General features: G+C 37.6%; 17 protein-coding genes. 16 read left to right on the forward strand and 1 reads right to left on the reverse strand.

Annotated features, from left to right (window positions below; genetic code table 11):
• Window positions 1-203 precede the first annotated feature (203 nt).
• The 9 genes from C9J29_RS15405 (at window position 204) to C9J29_RS15445 (ending at window position 8,539) form a co-directional block, all read left to right on the forward strand.
• The gene (locus C9J29_RS15405; protein ID WP_008176871.1) at window positions 204-1,226 is read left to right on the forward strand and encodes a glyceraldehyde-3-phosphate dehydrogenase; all 1,023 of its coding nucleotides are present in this window, start codon (window positions 204-206) and stop codon (window positions 1,224-1,226) included.
• A 182-nt stretch (window positions 1,227-1,408) separates the two neighbouring features.
• Window positions 1,409-1,879 (forward strand): transcriptional regulator NrdR, encoded by a 471-nt coding sequence (gene nrdR, locus C9J29_RS15410; protein ID WP_008176873.1) that lies wholly within the window; start codon window positions 1,409-1,411, stop codon window positions 1,877-1,879.
• Window positions 1,880-1,895: 16 nt separating this feature from the next.
• Complete coding sequence (locus C9J29_RS15415) at window positions 1,896-3,260, forward strand: replication initiation and membrane attachment family protein (RefSeq protein WP_008176875.1); 1,365 nt, start codon at window positions 1,896-1,898, stop codon at window positions 3,258-3,260.
• Window positions 3,261-3,287: 27 nt separating this feature from the next.
• Window positions 3,288-4,217, forward strand: coding sequence for a primosomal protein DnaI (dnaI, locus tag C9J29_RS15420; protein ID WP_225316173.1), 930 nt, complete (start codon window positions 3,288-3,290; stop codon window positions 4,215-4,217).
• Between the two features lie 429 nt (window positions 4,218-4,646).
• The gene (gene thrS / locus C9J29_RS15425; RefSeq protein ID WP_089985712.1) at window positions 4,647-6,578 is read left to right on the forward strand and encodes a threonine--tRNA ligase; all 1,932 of its coding nucleotides are present in this window, start codon (window positions 4,647-4,649) and stop codon (window positions 6,576-6,578) included.
• A 414-nt stretch (window positions 6,579-6,992) separates the two neighbouring features.
• Window positions 6,993-7,496 carry a translation initiation factor IF-3 gene (gene infC / locus C9J29_RS15430; protein WP_008179268.1) on the forward strand — a complete coding sequence of 168 codons (504 nt, stop codon included), beginning with the start codon at window positions 6,993-6,995 and terminating at the stop codon, window positions 7,494-7,496.
• A gap of 31 nt (window positions 7,497-7,527) precedes the next feature.
• Entirely contained in the window at window positions 7,528-7,728 is a 201-nt protein-coding gene (rpmI, locus tag C9J29_RS15435; RefSeq protein ID WP_004226312.1) for a 50S ribosomal protein L35, read from the forward strand.
• Window positions 7,729-7,783: 55 nt separating this feature from the next.
• Window positions 7,784-8,143 carry a 50S ribosomal protein L20 gene (gene rplT / locus C9J29_RS15440; protein ID WP_004226314.1) on the forward strand — a complete coding sequence of 120 codons (360 nt, stop codon included), beginning with the start codon at window positions 7,784-7,786 and terminating at the stop codon, window positions 8,141-8,143.
• Between the two features lie 132 nt (window positions 8,144-8,275).
• Window positions 8,276-8,539 (forward strand): DUF1294 domain-containing protein, encoded by a 264-nt coding sequence (locus C9J29_RS15445; RefSeq protein ID WP_008179262.1) that lies wholly within the window; start codon window positions 8,276-8,278, stop codon window positions 8,537-8,539.
• A 27-nt stretch (window positions 8,540-8,566) separates the two neighbouring features.
• On the opposite strand, the gene C9J29_RS15450 is transcribed toward C9J29_RS15445, so the two are convergent.
• Window positions 8,567-8,959 carry a hypothetical protein gene (locus tag C9J29_RS15450; protein ID WP_008179260.1) on the reverse strand — a complete coding sequence of 131 codons (393 nt, stop codon included), beginning with the start codon at window positions 8,957-8,959 and terminating at the stop codon, window positions 8,567-8,569.
• A 105-nt stretch (window positions 8,960-9,064) separates the two neighbouring features.
• Here C9J29_RS15450 and C9J29_RS15455 point away from each other — a divergent pair, with 105 nt between their 5' ends.
• From C9J29_RS15455 to C9J29_RS15485, 7 genes are all read left to right on the forward strand, one after another.
• Window positions 9,065-9,550: a dUTP diphosphatase gene (locus C9J29_RS15455; protein WP_008179258.1), complete on the forward strand. Its 486-nt coding sequence runs from the start codon at window positions 9,065-9,067 to the stop codon at window positions 9,548-9,550.
• Window positions 9,551-9,647: 97 nt separating this feature from the next.
• Complete coding sequence (locus tag C9J29_RS15460; RefSeq protein ID WP_008179256.1) at window positions 9,648-10,736, forward strand: M42 family metallopeptidase; 1,089 nt, start codon at window positions 9,648-9,650, stop codon at window positions 10,734-10,736.
• Window positions 10,737-10,949: 213 nt separating this feature from the next.
• Window positions 10,950-12,461: a thiol-activated cytolysin family protein gene (locus tag C9J29_RS15465; protein ID WP_107922399.1), complete on the forward strand. Its 1,512-nt coding sequence runs from the start codon at window positions 10,950-10,952 to the stop codon at window positions 12,459-12,461.
• A 313-nt stretch (window positions 12,462-12,774) separates the two neighbouring features.
• The gene (gene argF / locus C9J29_RS15470) at window positions 12,775-13,740 is read left to right on the forward strand and encodes an ornithine carbamoyltransferase (protein WP_043990574.1); all 966 of its coding nucleotides are present in this window, start codon (window positions 12,775-12,777) and stop codon (window positions 13,738-13,740) included.
• A gap of 304 nt (window positions 13,741-14,044) precedes the next feature.
• A complete protein-coding gene (locus C9J29_RS15475; protein ID WP_008179249.1) occupies window positions 14,045-14,941 on the forward strand; it encodes a LysR family transcriptional regulator in 897 nt (298 codons plus the stop codon).
• A gap of 185 nt (window positions 14,942-15,126) precedes the next feature.
• Complete coding sequence (locus C9J29_RS15480; RefSeq protein WP_043990573.1) at window positions 15,127-16,455, forward strand: LLM class flavin-dependent oxidoreductase; 1,329 nt, start codon at window positions 15,127-15,129, stop codon at window positions 16,453-16,455.
• 46 nt (window positions 16,456-16,501) lie between these two features.
• Entirely contained in the window at window positions 16,502-17,515 is a 1,014-nt protein-coding gene (locus C9J29_RS15485) for an LLM class flavin-dependent oxidoreductase (RefSeq protein ID WP_090002318.1), read from the forward strand.
• The last annotated feature ends 7 nt before the right edge of the window (window positions 17,516-17,522 follow it).

Here is a 17,522-nt window from a genome sequence, read left to right on the forward strand (position 1 = left end):
TGTTTCAAGCTAAAAATGTGTAGCAAGTAAATCTTGCTACACATTTTTTTTATGGGCAAATGCCATAATAAAAGATAATTTTTCAGAAAATAAGAACTTTTATAATATGACTATTTAATGTTCATCTTTTTTAAAATTGTGTTATACTAATCACCATAAAGTATATAATTAATCTGAGTATGTACTCACAGGAGGATTTTTAAATGACAGTATCAATTGCTATTAATGGTTTCGGACGTATCGGACGTATGGTTTTCCGCCAAGCGATCGTACAAGAAAATTTAAATATTGTTGCTATTAACGCTAGCTATCCAGCAGAAACGTTAGCACATTTGATTAAGTATGACACAAATCACGGAACATTTGAAGGTACAGTAGAACCAGCAGGCGATGCTTTAGTTGTAAATGGTAAACGTGTTCAAATTATTAGCGAACGAGATCCATTAAAATTACCTTGGGCTACAATGGGTGTTGATATCGTTATCGAAGCTACAGGTAAATTTAATGAGCGTGATAAAGCAGCAATGCACTTAGAAGCTGGCGCGAAAAAAGTTATCTTAACAGCACCTGGTAAAAACGAAGATGTAACAATTGTTTTAGGTGTGAATGATGACAAACTTGATATTGCTAAACATGATGTAATTTCAAACGCTTCTTGTACAACAAACTGCTTAGCACCAGTTGCAAAAGTATTAAATGATACATTTGGTATTGAAAATGGTTTAATGACAACTGTTCATGCTTATACAAACGATCAAAAGAACTTAGATAATCCACATAAAGATTTACGTCGTGCACGTGGGTGTGCACAATCAATTATTCCTACATCTACAGGCGCTGCCAAAGCATTAAAATTAGTTTTACCTGAGTTAGAAGGTAAAATTCATGGTATGGCACTTCGCGTTCCAACACCAAATGTTTCTTTAGTTGACCTTGTAGTAGATTTAAATACAGATGTAACAGTTGATGCTGTTAATGCAGCATTTGTAAAAGCTGCAACAGAAGGTCCAATGAAAGGCATTTTAAATTTCTCAGTTGAGCCACTAGTATCTTCTGATTACAACACAACGACTTACTCATCAACAGTTGATGGACTTTCCACAATGGTATTAGGTAACCGTAAAGTAAAAGTACTTGCTTGGTATGACAATGAGTGGGGTTACTCTGCACGCGTTGTTGACCTAGTGAAAAAAGTGGCTAATGCATTAGAAACGGTAAACGCATAATATTTTCATTTTGAGCACATTGAAATCTAACTGGTTTCAATGTGCTTTTTTTAAAAAACTTTCCTTGTACTTTAGGTGCATTAGGTTTATCATGAGCTCACTACGTGAATGCACTTTTCTTATATGTAGGAAATTTGTTATAATAGAAATATTAAATTGTTGTAAACCAGGAGAGTAATTATATGAGATGTCCATCTTGCCAATTTAACGGAACGCGTGTTGTGGATTCGAGGCCAGTAGATGATAATAAAGAAATTCGTAGACGTCGTGAATGTGAGTCATGTGGCTTCCGTTTTACAACGTTTGAAAAAATTGAAGAGACCCCATTAGTTGTAGTGAAAAAAGAAGGTTCACGAGAGGAATTTAGCCGTGAAAAGGTACTTCGTGGACTTATTCGTGCCTGTGAGAAACGCCCAGTTGCGCTTGATATACTGGAGCAACTTGTCCTATCGATTGAAAAAGATCTTCGTCGTATTGGAAATTCAGAAGTACGCTCAGAAGATGTCGGTGAATTGGTAATGGATCGCTTAGCCAAAATTGATGAGGTGGCTTATGTCCGTTTTGCATCGGTCTACCGACAGTTTAAGGATATCAATGTCTTTATTGAGGAGATTAAAGATATTATTCAACGTCAAACGGAGCAGAAATCATAGAAAATAGAGAGGATGAATGACGTTGATTCATTTATTTAAGGAATTGCAGCCTGGCGATCCTTTTGACATTCGTCTACCTCATGCATTTTCTACTCAAGAGCGTCAATTAGTAACATTATTCTATCAACCGTTAACGGGCTCAGACCCTATTAGCCTTTATTTAACTTTATGGGCAGAAGCAGAACAGATACCAAAGACGCAAATGACACATTATTATTTAATGAATGTGCTCGGTCTGCCTATTGGTAAAGTGTTTGAGGCACGTATAGCCCTTGAAGCGATTGGTTTACTACGTACATGGAAAAAAGAAAATGCTGGTGAGCGAAGTTTTTTATATGAGCTACAGCGCCCATTAGATGCGGAAAGCTTTATGAAAGACCCGTTGTTGTCGATGTTTTTATTTAGCAAAATTGGAGAGCAGGCATATCGTAATTTACGTCAACGTTTTATATACCCTGTGAGGGACGCGGATTTTAAAGATGTATCTCGTGCCTTTATAGATGTCTATAAGCCCGTTCATTCCAATATTCCATCAGATTTACAAGTGGATACGAATCGTAAGGATAAACAACAAAGGGTGTATCCTTTTTATTTGGAGCAATTTGACTTCGATCTGTTGCAAGCAGGTTTATCTGAGCAATTGGTGCCATCCAATTTACTGACATTAGAAGTTCGTGAGGCTATTGCTAAGCTGGCATTTTTATATCATTTAACAGCGCTTGATATGCAAAAAGTAGTGATTCTTGCTTTGGACGATGATTTAGGGATTTCACAAGAGCGCTTACGCAAGGCAGCTGCTGATTTCTATAAGTTAACGATGTCAAAAGAGCCACCAAAAATAGCGAGAGTTAGCGAGCCGTTGCCAGTAGAAGAAACTGGACAAAAATCAAAGGATCAGGAGCTACAACACTATTTAGAGACTACGGCTCCTATTCAAGTGTTGCGTGACATTAATAATGGGAAAGAACCTTTGCAAACCTCTGTACAACTTGCAGAAAGTTTAATTGTGCAGCACGGCATGCCGATTGGGGTAGTCAATGCGTTACTTGAGTATGTTATGTTAACAACGGATATGAAGTTACCTAAAAAATATGTGGAAACAATTGCGGATCATTGGGTTCGTAAAAATATCCAAACTGCTAAAGAAGCAATGGAACTTGCACGCCAAGAGCATGATAAATATACAACTTGGAAAAACAAACCACAAACAACCACTAAAACGAGCCAGCGAACTAAGGGACGTTCAGGACATCAACGAGAAGAAAAAGTCCCCGAGTGGTTTTATAAACGTGATGAGAAACAAGAGGAAAGTACTTCTAGCACGATAGATTTTGAAAAAGAACGTCAAAAAATATTAGAGATGCTAGGGAAAAGTGAATAGTAAAGAAGGTGAGCAACAATCGAACCTATAAATGGACCATTAAAACGAGCTATTAATGTACCCTCGTTTCAAGAACGCTATGAAGCCATGCGACGTGAAATTTTAGAAAATCCGCGCGTACAAGAATTTCTAGCACGTCATGCAGATGAATTAAGCTATGATAATATTGAACGAAATTTACCTAAACTTCATGAATTTATTAGTCAATCTACGGAATGCTGTGGTTGTGATAACACAGAACATTGTACAAACTATTTAAAAGGCTTCCTTCCTACTTTAAGGGTAGTTCGGAATACAGTTGAAATTGATTATGTACGCTGTGAGCAAAAAATTAGAGAAGAAGAGCGTCGGGATGTCGCGAATATGATTGCTAGTATGCATATGCCCAAAGATGTGCTTCAAGCAACGATTCACGATTTAAGTATTGATGATGAGTCTCGAGTGATGATTGCCCAAAAAGCAGCGCAATTTGTTAAAGCGACAAAAGAATCAGGTCATTTACCATCAAAAGGTTTTTACTTATACGGTAAATTCGGCGTAGGGAAGTCTTTTGTACTTGGTGCACTTGCCAATGAATTAGCGTCTATTAAAATACGTTCAGTTGTTGTCTTCGTGCCAGAATTTTTACGGGAAATGAAAAATGCTATTGGCGATAATACATTGAATGAAAAAATAGACTATATTAAAAAGGCTCCTGTTTTAATGCTCGATGATTTAGGGGCAGAAACAATGACCGCATGGACAAGGGATGAAATTTTAGGGACTATTTTCCATTATCGAATGGCTGAACAATTGCCAACGTTTATTACATCTAATTTTAATTATGGAGAATTAGAGCACCATTTAGCCCAATCGCAAAAAGGTGATATTGAGGTTGTCAAGGCGGGCCGTATAATGGAGCGTATTAAAGCCTTAACAGAGCCAATTGAAATGCGTGGCAATAACCGTAGGATGTAACATTGGTAGTTGCATTTTTCGACAATCGAGCGTATACTGACTCATATACTAAATATCAATATGCATTGATGAGGACATGAATTTTGTGTATCAGCTTCTAGAGAGGGAAGTCAACGGCTGAAAGCTTCCTAGTATGAACGCATCATTTACTACCTACTGAGCAGCGAAAGGGATAATCTTTCGCCGGTCCCTAGCCCGTTAGCTAGCCTTGAGCTTCGTCTGACTTGATAAGTCGGAAGGAAGAAGGGTGGAACCACGAGCATACGCTTCGTCCCTTTCCTGAGGGACGGGGCTTTTTTTTATTTTGTGGAGAGATCTTGCTCAATTCGAGTTGAAGAGCGCTCATATAAGCAGCCGTATCACTTGATTCATTAGTCAACATTTCATCAATCATTATGTATTCAACCATAACAAAGGAGTGTAACGAATATGTCAGAAATGATTAAATTAACTTTCCCAGATGGTGCTGTAAAGGAATTTGTAAAAGGTACATCAACAGATGACGTAGCCTTATCAATCAGCCCTGGCTTACGAAAAAAAGCTTACGCAGGTAAAATTAATGGTGTATTAGTAGATTTAAAAACACCAATCGAAGAAGATGCTGCCATTGCCATTATCACACAAGATGATGCAGAAGCACTTGAAATTTTACGTCACTCAACAGCCCACTTAACTGCACAGGCAATTAAACGTTTATTCCCTGATGTAAAGCTTGGTATTGGTCCTGTTATCGATGGTGGATTCTACTACGATATTGATTCTCCTACACCAATCACTGCCGAAGATCTACCAGCAATTGAAAAGGAAATGAAAAAAATTATTGCTGAAAATCTAGAGGTAGAACGTAAAAATGTAAGTCGTGCGGAAGCACAAGCAATGTATGAAAAAATTGGCGATGAATATAAATTAGAATTACTAGAAGCAATCCCTGCAGATGAGCAAGTGTCCATTTATTATCAAGGGGAATTTTTCGATCTTTGCCGTGGTATTCACGTACCATCTACTGGTAAACTTCGCGAATTCAAGCTGTTATCATTAGCAGGTGCCTATTGGAGAGGAAACTCTGATAATAAAATGCTACAACGTATTTATGGTACGGCGTTCTTCAAAAAAGAAGAATTAAAACATCACCTACAAATGCTAGAAGAAGCAAAAGAACGTGATCACCGTAAAATCGGGAAGGAATTAGAGCTATTTACAACTTCTCAAAAGGTCGGCCAAGGTTTACCACTTTGGTTACCAAATGGTGCAACAATTCGTCGTGTTATTGAGCGTTATATCGTCGATAAAGAATTATCTCTTGGGTATAAGCATGTTTATACACCTGTATTAGGTTCAAAAGAGCTTTACCAAACTTCAGGTCACTGGGATCATTACCAAGATTCTATTTTCCCACCAATGGAAATGGACAACGAGACATTAATTATGCGTCCAATGAACTGTCCTCACCATATGATGGTTTACAAAAATAGCATGCATTCTTACCGTAGTTTACCATTACGCATTGCAGAGCTTGGTACAATGCACCGCTATGAAATGTCAGGAGCAGTTTCTGGCCTACAGCGTGTACGTGGAATGACTTTAAACGATGCACATATCTTTGTTCGCCCAGACCAAATTAAAGCAGAGTTCCAAAAAGTAGTGCAGTTAATCTTAGAGGTGTATAAAGATTTCGATTTAAATGATTATTCATTCCGTTTATCGTATCGCGACCCTGCAGATACTGAAAAATACTTCAATGATGATGCTATGTGGGAAAAAGCACAAAGCATGTTAAAAGAAGCAATGGATGAGCTTGGCTTAGATTACTTCGAGGCAGAAGGTGAAGCAGCATTCTATGGCCCTAAACTGGATGTGCAAGTAAAAACAGCGATTGGTAAAGAAGAAACTTTATCAACTGTTCAGCTAGACTTCTTATTACCAGAACGTTTCGATTTAAGTTACGTTGGAGAAGATGGCAAACCACATCGTCCAGTCGTAATTCACCGCGGCGTTGTCTCAACAATGGAACGTTTCGTTGCATTCTTAATTGAAGAATATAAAGGTGCATTCCCAACTTGGTTAGCTCCAGTGCAAGTAGAAGTCATTCCAGTATCGAATGAAGCTCACTTCGATTATGCAAAACAAATTGAAGAGCAATTAACAGCAGCGGGCTTACGTGTGGAAATGGATGATCGTGAAGAAAAATTAGGCTATAAAATCCGTGAAGCACAAATGAAAAAGATTCCGTATATGCTTGTCATTGGTGATAAAGAAGTTGAAGCTAATGGTGTAAATGTTCGCCGTTATGGCTCTAAAGATTCCGAAACAATTAGCTTTGAGAATTTCCTAGCAGCTATAAAAGCGGAAATTACAAAATAATCTTTCATAAAAAATCTCACTTGCATAAGTGAGGTTTTTTGTATAAAATGAATCTTGCTGTTGTATAAATTATTTAAGATTAGGTCAATCTAGGTATGATAAGAAAATTAGTGTTTGACAGCTTATCATATACATGCTAATATAATTAAGGTTAATGAATACAAAGTTTGTGGTTGAAGTAGAGGCTGCCCGCTTCTCACCTGATACAACGCTTTAAAGGCTGTGAACAGGTATGACACGTTGAATTGTTTTGCGTAGACTTGCGCATGCACATATAGCGGGCGGACATCTTCAAAAATGTCCGTCCTTTTTTTATGGACATGACAAGAGGATGTACCGTTCAACCGGGCAAGGCTTTGCCCAAACCATGTATTCGCGACAACTACTTGGAGGTGGATTACTATTAGCAAAGACATGTATGTAAACGAAGGCATTCGCGCACGTGAACTTCGATTAATCGATCACAATGGTGACCAGCTTGGTGTAAAGACACGTAATGAAGCGCTAGAAATCGCCGCTCGTGTAAACTTGGATCTTGTCCTTGTGGCCCCTCAAGCCAAGCCGCCAGTCGCTCGTATCATGGACTATGGTAAATTTAAGTTTGAACAGCAAAAGAAAGACCGTGAAATTCGTAAAAATCAAAAGGTCATCGTAATGAAAGAGGTTCGTCTGAGCCCATCAATCGATGAACATGATTTCCAAACGAAGTTACGTAATGCGATTAAATTCCTTGAAAAAGGCGATAAAGTAAAATGTAGCCTACGTTTCAAAGGTCGTGCGATTACACACAAAGATATTGGTCAACGTGTGTTAGATCGTTTTGCTGAAGCTTGTGCTGAAGTATCAACGGTAGAACAAAAACCGAAGATGGAAGGCCGAAGCATGTTCTTAGTTCTTCAACCAAAGAACGAGAAATAATATTAGACGAACAGTTTAGGAGGAATTCGACATGCCAAAAATGAAAACTCACCGTGGAGCTGCGAAACGTTTCAAAAAAACGGGTTCAGGTAAATTAAAATATGACCGTGCTTATGGAAGCCACTTATTCGCTAACAAATCTACGAAACAAAAACGTCACCTACGTAAAGCAAACATCGTTTCATCTGGTGACTTCAAACGCATCAAATCTTTACTTGTTTACATGAAATAATTGACTACAAAAATACTAACATTCATTTTTTAATGAAAAGCAGGAGGTAATTCATATGCCACGCGTAAAAGGCGGAACAGTGACGCGCAAACGTCGTAAAAAAGTATTAAAATTAGCTAAAGGTTACTATGGTTCAAAACATACATTATATAAAGTTGCCAACCAAGCAGTAATGAAGTCAGGTCAATATGCATACCGTGACCGTCGTCAGAAAAAACGTGATTTCCGTAAATTATGGATCACTCGTATTAACGCAGCTGCTCGTATGAACGGTCTTTCTTACAGCCGTTTAATGCACGGTTTAAAAGTTGCTGGTATCGAAGTTAACCGTAAAATGTTAGCTGACCTTGCGGTAACTGATGCTGCTGCATTCACTCAATTAGCAGACGCTGCTAAAAAAGCTGTAGCTAAATAATATTTGACCCAGTTAAATATTATTTCTCCACCGAAAGCGGATGCGACAGGTGTAAAAAAGGCTGATGGATTTTTCCATCAGTCTTTTTTGTGTTAGATTAATAATATACGTTTGTTAATAAAGGAGTAGAGAATGGGACAAGCATTATTAGCTTATATGAGTATTATATCGATGGTGTTACTCATTTTAATGGGTATGGACAAATCACGTGCTAAAAAGCATGAATGGCGTATTGCAGAGCGTACTTTGTTTACACTAGCCATCGTAGGAGGGGCAGTAGGCGGAGTGCTTGGCATGTATTTATTCCGTCATAAAACACGCCATAATAGTTTTGCATTTGGATTTCCTCTACTTGCAGCCATCCAAATATTTATTATCGTACAGCTTTGGATATAAATGAAAACATTTTAAAACACATCCTCATCAAGAGGATGTGTTACGCATAAGCTGTTCAATGGGCTGCTTCCAATTGATTTTCGCACTTGGATAATTCAATAGAATTTCTTGCTGTAAATATTCAAAGTCGCCTTTTGTAAAGCCCTGCAATGTTGCAGTATCACGTGCACCAACAAAAATAGTGACAACCTCGAAGGCATCCTCAGTGGTGCCTAAGTATTTTTCGCCTTCAAAAAGAGCACCCTTATAGGAAATAAAGAAATTTTTCCGGACGTTTTTAACGTCATCATAAAAGTAATATTGGCCTTTTTCATAGGCTTCATCAAGTTTGCGTTTAGGATCAGTTATATAACGAATCGCTTTATAAAATACATAAATAATAAGCGCAATTACAGCAAGTCGAATAAGTAACGGCAACATGTTTAAATTTCCCCCTTGAAGAAAGGTTATTCTTTCCTATACGATTAGGGAGGTCAAATAGTTTCACTTTTATTTAAATATTTTTTAGAAATTTAGGAGAAAAAAATGAATATACAACAATTGTTTATGATGCAAAAAGAGCTGGATGATTTTATTGAGCAAACTCAAAATATTCAGCAAGATGTATTTCAAGAAAAAGGACTAGCATTAATGGTAGAGCTAGCTGAGCTAGCCAATGAAACGCGCTGCTTTAAATTTTGGAGCACAAAAGGGCCATCAGCACGAGAAGTCATTTTAGAAGAATATGTGGATTCTATTCATTTTATCCTTTCCTTAGGCTTATTAAAGAACTATACAACAATCGAAAAGTGGCCAGTGATAGAAGAACAGAGACATTTAACAGCAACATTTTTAGAGACACAAGGTGCTATTTTAGCATTTATCCAACAACCGACAGAGGATCGATATCTAGCAATTTGGCAATGCTATGGTTTACTTGCGTACAATCTTGGTTTTACCTTCGAAGATGTAGTTCGTGCGTATATTGAAAAAAACGAGGAAAATTATAATCGTCAACGGACAGGATATTAAATAATTAAGAAATACACCAATTTTCAGACGATTAAGCTAGGAATATTTCGGTAAACGAAGTATAATAAAATAGATACAAGACGTAGGAGGCAAAAGGATGACACAACTAGATCCAACATTACAAATGTTTAAAGATTTAACAGATGCAAATGGTATTGCAGGCAATGAACGTGCACCACGTGAGGTCATGAAAAAATATATTGCACCATATGCAGATACTGTAGAAACAGATAACTTAGGTAGTGTAATTGCTAAAAAAGTAGGCGATGAAAACGGTCCTAAAATCGTCGTGGCAGGACATTTAGATGAAGTAGGCTTCATGGTTACACAAATTGATGACAAAGGCTTTATCAAATTCCAAACAGTTGGTGGCTGGTGGAGCCAAGTTATGCTAGCACAGCGCGTTACAATTACGACACGTAAAGGCGATGAAGTAATTGGGGTTATCGGTTCAAAACCACCTCATATTTTACCTGCTGATGTGCGCAATAAAGTAGTAGACATTAAAGATATGTTTATTGATATTGGTGCCGCTTCTAAAGATGAAGTGCTTGAGTGGGGCGTACGTCCTGGCGATATGGTAACACCATATTTCGAATTTAATGTGATGAAAAATGAAAAATATCTATTAGCAAAAGCTTGGGATAATCGCATTGGTTGTGCCATTGCTATTGATGTAATGAAAGCTTTACAAAATGAAAAACATCCTAATATTCTTTATTCAGTAGGAAATGTGCAAGAAGAAGTTGGACTTCGTGGAGCTAAAACGGCAACACATAAAATCCAACCGGATATTGGATTTGCAGTTGATGTAGGTGTAGCGGGAGATACTCCAGGAGTAACAGCTAAAGAATCAACTAGTAAAATGGGGGCAGGCCCTCAAATCGTTGTGTATGATGCATCTATGGTATCACACCGTGGCTTACGTGAATTCGTATTAGACGTAGCGGACGAGAACAATATTCCATACCAATTTGAAGCAATGGCTGGCGGTGGTACAGATGCTGGCTCTATCCACGTAACAGCAAATGGCGTACCAGCATTATCCATCGGTATTGCGACACGCTACATTCATTCACATGCAGGTATCCTACATCGTGATGATTATGATAATGCCGTAAAATTAATGGTGGAAGTCATTAAAAAATTAGATCGAGATGCAGTCAATAAAATTACATTCGATTAATTGAATGGAAAAAACTAAATAGAATTACATGCGGTTTGCCTTCTAACTAAAATGTTAGGAGGCTTTTTTTATTAAAAAAGGAATCGCAACGATTTAACATAATAGTTATGAATATTAATCATAAGTACATGTTATGAGTACGATGAAAATGAAACGAAAATACTATATTTAAAAATTATTTTTATATGGTATAATTTCCTATAAAAGGAGTGGATTTATTTGGGAATTCGAAAAACAATCAAGTTTTTACTATGTTTATCTATTAGTTTATGCCTTCTAACTTATCCAAGTATTTCATTAGCTGAAACACTTGATACTAATAGTTCTAGTGATATTGATACGGGTATAGCAAACTTGAATTACAACAACAGGGAAATATTAGCAGTCAATGGTGACAGGGTTGATAGCTTTGTTCCTAAAGAAGGAGTTAGCTCAAATGATAAATTTATAGTGGTGGAACGTAACAAGAAATCACTGACAACCTCACCAGTGGATATATCAATTATTGATTCTATGGCGAATCGAACATATCCAGGAGCATTACAACTTGCCAACCAAGCTTTTGTAGACAATCAACCTAACTTATTGGTGGCTAAAAGAAAACCATTAAATATTAGCATTGATTTACCTGGTATGAAAAGGGAAAATACTTTGACTGTGGATAATCCGACATATGGAAATGTATCTGGTGCAGTGGATGAGTTAGTGTCTACTTGGAGTGAGAAGTATTCCACAACACATACTTTGCCTGCAAGACTACAATATTCAGAATCTATGGTTTATAGCAAATCTCAAATAGCAAGCGCTTTGAATGTAAACGCTCAAGTTCTCGACAATTCGCTGGGGATTGACTTTAATGCGATTGCGAATGGAGAGAAAAAAGTGATGGTTGCGGCATACAAACAGATTTTTTATACCGTAAGTGCTGAATTGCCTAACAATCCATCAGACCTTTTCGATGATAGCGTTAATTTTGCAGAGTTAACTCGTAAAGGAGTAAACAATGATGCCCCTCCTGTTATGGTGTCGAATGTAGCCTATGGGAGAACCATTTATGTGAAATTAGAAACAAGCTCAAAGAGTAAGGATGTACAAGCTGCTTTTAAAGCATTACTGAAGAATGCTAATACGAATGTAGAAACTAGTGCACAATACAAGGATATTTTTGAGGAAAGTTCCTTTACGGCTGTAGTATTAGGCGGAGATTCACAAAAGCATAATCAAATTGTCTCAAAGGACTTTAATGATATTAGAGAAGTAATTAAAGATAATGGAGAATTTAGTCTTAAAAATCCAGGCTATCCAATCTCATATACAAGTGTTTTCTTAAAGGATCATTCAATTGCTGCTGTTCATAATAATACAGATTATATCGAGACGACAGCTACGGAATATTCTAAAGGAAAGATCATCCTCGATCATTATGGTGCATACGTTGCTCAATTTGAAGTAGCTTGGGACGAATTCTCATATGATGAAAATGGAAATGAAGTATTAACCCATAAAACTTGGGATGGCAATTGGAAGGACAAAACCGCTCATTTCTCTACAGTCATACCGCTTCCGGCTAATTCAAAAAATATAAGAATTTATGCAAGAGAATGTACAGGTCTTGCATGGGAATGGTGGAGAACGGTTATTGATGAATATAATGTTCCAATGTCTAATGAAATCAAAGTCTCCATTGGAGGAACTACATTATACCCAACAGGTAGTATCGAGTAAGTAGCAATATATAAAGGTAATGACATGTATAAAGAAATTTTACCTCCTAACAAATTATTGTTAGGAGGTTTTTAACGCTTTCAAATTCTTTCAATAACTGCTCTCCCTTTTCTTTCTTTATTCTTAACCCCTTTCTTTCAGTGAATTTCTACAAAGAATTCAATCGTAAAAATGGTTGATATGAATAAATATTCAAATTGACGAATTTTTGTCACATTTAATATTTCCTTAATAAAATTATAAAAATTCATTTGATTTTATATTTATGCATGTTATACTGATTTCAACAGCAATGATACAAGGAGCGAAGGCCATGAAATTACTCGAAGAAGTACAGCTAAAGTTAGTTTCTAGTTTAAAAGGAAAAGACCTATTAACTTTGCTAGACTATACAAGTCAAGAAGTTGCAGAACTTATTGAATTAGCAACACAGCTTAAAATGATTACCAAAGAGGGGAAATGCCCAAGATTATTAGAAGGCAAAACACTTGGTATGATTTTTGAAAAACATTCAACGCGTACTCGTATTTCATTTGAAGTCGGTATGAATCAGCTAGGTGGAAAAAGTATGTTTATGCATGCGCGTGATTTACAAATAGGTCGTGGTGAATCCATTTACGATACAGCACATGTCTTATCAGGCTATTTGGATGGCATTATGATCCGAGCAAATTCCCATGCAATGGTGAGGGAACTAGCAGAGCATGCAACTATTCCTGTTATCAATGGATTAACAGATATTTATCATCCATGCCAAGCTTTAGCGGATTTAGAAACAATTGCAGAGAACAAAGGTTTTTTAAAGGGGCTTAAAATTGCCTATGTGGGAGATGGCAACAACGTAGCACATTCTTTAATAGTTGCTTCAGCACATGTTGGGATGAATGTAGCTGTGGCGACACCAGCGGGCTATGAATGTGATGCGGAAGTTATCGCTAAAGCACAAGCAATTGCCGCGGCAAATGGCAGCACGATTCTGGTGACACATGACCCTGTGGAAGCGGTATTAAATGCAGATGTTGTTTATGCAGATGTTTGGACATCAATGGGGCAAGAGGAAGAAGCAGCAAAACGTTTGCAAGATTTTGCAGATTACCAAATTAATGATGAGCTTGTAGCGTATGCAAAACCGAACTACATGTTTCTGCACTGCTTGCCAGCACATCGTGAGGAAGAAGTGGCAACATCTGTTATTGATGGCCCTAATTCTTATATTTTTGAGCAAGCTGAGAACCGACTTCATGCACAGAAAGCAGTTCTTGCATCGATTCTAGCGTAAAATGTGACCTTTATTTTCGGGGTGAGAAGTACAATAAATAGAGTTTACATGGGCAACAGAGGGTGCCTATGTGAATAACATACAGTGGCTGACAGACAGAGGGATGTTCACCACGCGCGATGCTTGTTGTCAAGATGGATGGCTACATCGCTACATAGTTAAGTAACCTGGGAGACGCTGGGTTACTTTTTTCTTTTGTATCGAGGGGTATAGGACTAAAAACTAAGTTTTCCTATAAAATATAGAGAATATAAAGAATTATTTATATAATAGAGTAACTAAGGAGTGAAGGGATGGAATTCACATGAATATAGATCATATCGAGGCTTTTTTATATGTTGTCCATTATAAGAGTACGCATAAGGCAGCCAGCGCCTTGTTTCTTTCTCAACCGACTGTGACTGCACGCATCAAATCATTGGAGCGGGAGCTAGGGGTTGAGTTATTTTATCGAGAGGGACGAAGTGTAACCTTATCAGATAAAGGCAAAGATTTCTTACCTTTTGCGACTCAAATCGTACAAACATTTCAGCAAGGAAAGAAGCAATTGGAAAAGACACAGGAAACAGATGATGTATGTATTGGTGCAAATGGCGTAACAGCCCAATATTTTTTAGCGTATGCGTTGCCTAAATGGAAAGAACAATTTCCTAATTTACGTTTTCAATTGGTGACAGGTTCAACAGCTACTCTATTAGAGAAATTAGAGAGTCACCAAATTCATGTAGCTTTTATTCAGTATGTGCACAGAGAAGGGATATTCAACGAGTTATTATTAGATAATGCGGTGAAGCTTGTGAAGCATTGTGAACACCCATTACCACAATATGAATGCATCGAAGCGAAAGAATTGGCACAACAGAAGCTGGTGTTTTTTGAGTGTGGAGCGTTTGATTGGAATTATGTGCATAAAATGTTCGACATAAAGGGTGTAGCAGCCAATATAGAGGTTCGAACCGACCATTTAGAGGTCGCTAAGGCTTTCATTCGCACAAAAAACTATATTAGCTTTTTACCACAGCTTTGTGTCAAAAATGAACTTGAAAGCGGCGAATTTATTGAAGTAGATATCAAGCATTTACTGGATATGAATCAACATATCTTCCTAACTTATAAAAATAAAGATGCATTGACTTCAGCTTTTTGGGAGACAATCTGTCATACAGCGAAGGATTTTGAAAGGGTACAAATGGTGGAGTGATAAAATTTTTTATATAAACGCTAAATTTTTTCTATTACTGAACCTATTGCAAATTGTCTGAATGAACTGTAATATCATTCTCAATCCAAATTTATTTATGAGTGATCGTAAATAAATATTTTTTTAACACTAAAACATACTTAACCACTATGTTTAGTAAAAAATAAAAATGAGGAGGAATGGATATGGCTAGACAAGACAAAATTCGTTTTGGAGCAATTATTCACGGGGTAGGTGGTAATATTTCAAGTTGGCGTCATCCCAAGGTAGCGAGCAATCAAAGTGTCAACCTACCTTTTTATATTCAACAGGCACAAAAGGCAGAGGAAGGGAAATTTGATGTTGCTTTTATTGCGGATGGCTTATTTATTAATGATAAATCGATTCCTCATTTTTTAAATCGTTTTGAGCCTATTACGATATTATCAGCATTGGCTGTAGCAACTAACAATATTGGGTTAGTTGGAACGGTATCGACTTCCTATAGCGAACCATTCACAGTGGCACGCCAGTTTGCTTCTTTAGATCATATTAGTGCAGGGCGTGCAGGCTGGAATGTTGTCACTACTCCTTTAGAAAGTACTGCTTTGAACTACAATAAAACGATTGAACAACATCCTAGTCATGCAGAACGCTATCAAATCGCTGAAGAATATTTAGAGGTTGTCAAAGGTTTATGGGATTCATGGGAAGATGATGCCTTTATCGCAGATGCCGAAAACGACCAATTTTTTGATCCAGAAAAATTGCACACGCTACATCATAAAGGGCAGTATTTTTCAGTCCAAGGTCCACTTAATATTGGACGAACAAAGCAAGGTCAGCCAGTTATATTCCAGGCTGGTGCATCTGATGCCGGGATTCGGTTGGCTGCCAAGGATGCAGATGCCATTTTTACACATGGAGCATCTATTGAAGAATCTCAAAAATTTTATAAAAGAGTAAAAGCAGAGATTGCAGCATTTGAGCGAAATCCAGATGAGGTAAAGATTTTTCCAGGTATTTCCCCAATCATTGGCGATACAGTTGAGGAAGCAGAGGCAAAATACCAGGAAATTGTTGAATTAGTTTCCATTGACCGTGCTTTGGCTTATCTTGGACGTTATTTTGATCATCATGATTTTACACAATATGATGTGGACGCACTGTTTCCTGAGCTAGGTGATATTGGAGCCAATAGCTTTAGAAGTACGACTGATTATATTAAAAGCTATGCTAAGCAGGAGGGACTTACATTACGTCAAGTCGCTTTACGTGAGGCGACTCCTAAAACAGCATTTTTTGGAACGGCAGAGCAGGTGGCAGATCTTGTACAGGAATGGTTTGAGCAGGAGGCCGCAGATGGCTTCATAATCGGTGTAACGGTACCAGGTGCCTTAGAAGATTTTGTTGATAAAGTAGTACCGATATTACAAGCTAGAGGACTTTATCGAGAAGACTATGAAGCAGATACATTGCGTGGGAATTTAGGTTTGCCATTTAAAGAAAGCCGATACATCAAACAGTCTGTCTAAAAACCGAGTAAATTTATTTGAATAAGTGAAATTAAGGAGGCTGTGTATGAGTTATACATTAGGCATATTAGATCAAAGTCCAATTATTGATGAAGCTACAAATGAGCAAACCTTACAAAAAACCGTCGCATTGGCACAGAAAGCGGAGCAGTTAGGCTACTCACGTTTTTGGGTATCGGAGCATCATCATACGGATGCACTAGCAGGGTCATCTCCAGAAGTATTAGTATCCTATTTACTTGCAAAAACCGCGTCTATTCGCATTGGGTCTGGTGGAGTCATGCTTCAGCATTACAGTCCATACAAAGTAGCTGAAAACTTTCATGTTCTTGCATCATTAGAGCCGGGGCGTGTTGATTTAGGCATTGGGAAGGCACCAGGTGGTTTACCGCTTTCTACAAAAGCTTTACAATATGGCACGCTCAATCAAGGAGAGGACTTTGAGGAGAGACTAACATTTTTACAGCAATTAATTGAACAAAATGTACCTACGAATCATGATCTTCATGGCGTGCAAGCAACACCCATTCCAAAAATAAAGCCGGCTCTATTCTTATTAGGGGCAAGTCCGCAAAGTGCAGAACTTGCAGGGAGACTTGGTATTGCATTTGTCTTTGCCCGATTTATTAATAGCGACAATGAATTATTGGCACAGTCGTCTAGTATTTATCGTGAACATCATCCAAATGGTCACTTTGCTGTCTCGATTGCAGCCGTTGCAGCACCGACAAATAAAGAGGCAAAAGGCTTGATAGAAGACCAAAAAATTACAAAAGTTCATTTAGCAAGCGGTAGGACATTGACTTTACAATCAGTAGAGCTAGCAGAAAAATTTGGGCAGGAATCTGGAGAGGCATATACGGTCAAACAATATGATGCGGATATTGTTTATGGGTCGCCAGAAGAAATTAAAGATCTACTAGATCATTTTCACGTGCAATATCAAATAGATGAATTCATTTTGCACACGCCTGTACGAAAGGAATTTGAACGGCAACGCTCCTTTGAGCTTTTAAGTCCTATTCATTTAAAGCTACAGCAACAAGTAACGGTAAGCTAAGGAGGAA

The organism is Lysinibacillus fusiformis, assembly GCF_003049525.1.
Taxonomy (GTDB): domain Bacteria; phylum Bacillota; class Bacilli; order Bacillales_A; family Planococcaceae; genus Lysinibacillus; species Lysinibacillus fusiformis.

Coding starts and splice junctions, on each gene's coding strand:
- infC (WP_008179268.1), top strand. CDS start 6,993: ATGTATGTAAACGAAGGCATTCGCGCACGTGAACTTCGATTAATCGAT.
- C9J29_RS15445 (WP_008179262.1), top strand. CDS start 8,276: ATGGGACAAGCATTATTAGCTTATATGAGTATTATATCGATGGTGTTA.
- C9J29_RS15485 (WP_090002318.1), top strand. CDS start 16,502: ATGAGTTATACATTAGGCATATTAGATCAAAGTCCAATTATTGATGAA.
- rplT (WP_004226314.1), top strand. CDS start 7,784: ATGCCACGCGTAAAAGGCGGAACAGTGACGCGCAAACGTCGTAAAAAA.
- rpmI (WP_004226312.1), top strand. CDS start 7,528: ATGCCAAAAATGAAAACTCACCGTGGAGCTGCGAAACGTTTCAAAAAA.
- C9J29_RS15460 (WP_008179256.1), top strand. CDS start 9,648: ATGACACAACTAGATCCAACATTACAAATGTTTAAAGATTTAACAGAT.
- nrdR (WP_008176873.1), top strand. CDS start 1,409: ATGAGATGTCCATCTTGCCAATTTAACGGAACGCGTGTTGTGGATTCG.
- C9J29_RS15450 (WP_008179260.1), bottom strand. CDS start 8,959: ATGTTGCCGTTACTTATTCGACTTGCTGTAATTGCGCTTATTATTTAT.
- C9J29_RS15415 (WP_008176875.1), top strand. CDS start 1,896: ATGACGTTGATTCATTTATTTAAGGAATTGCAGCCTGGCGATCCTTTT.
- C9J29_RS15480 (WP_043990573.1), top strand. CDS start 15,127: ATGGCTAGACAAGACAAAATTCGTTTTGGAGCAATTATTCACGGGGTA.
- C9J29_RS15455 (WP_008179258.1), top strand. CDS start 9,065: ATGAATATACAACAATTGTTTATGATGCAAAAAGAGCTGGATGATTTT.
- thrS (WP_089985712.1), top strand. CDS start 4,647: ATGTCAGAAATGATTAAATTAACTTTCCCAGATGGTGCTGTAAAGGAA.
- C9J29_RS15475 (WP_008179249.1), top strand. CDS start 14,045: ATGAATATAGATCATATCGAGGCTTTTTTATATGTTGTCCATTATAAG.
- C9J29_RS15405 (WP_008176871.1), top strand. CDS start 204: ATGACAGTATCAATTGCTATTAATGGTTTCGGACGTATCGGACGTATG.
- argF (WP_043990574.1), top strand. CDS start 12,775: ATGAAATTACTCGAAGAAGTACAGCTAAAGTTAGTTTCTAGTTTAAAA.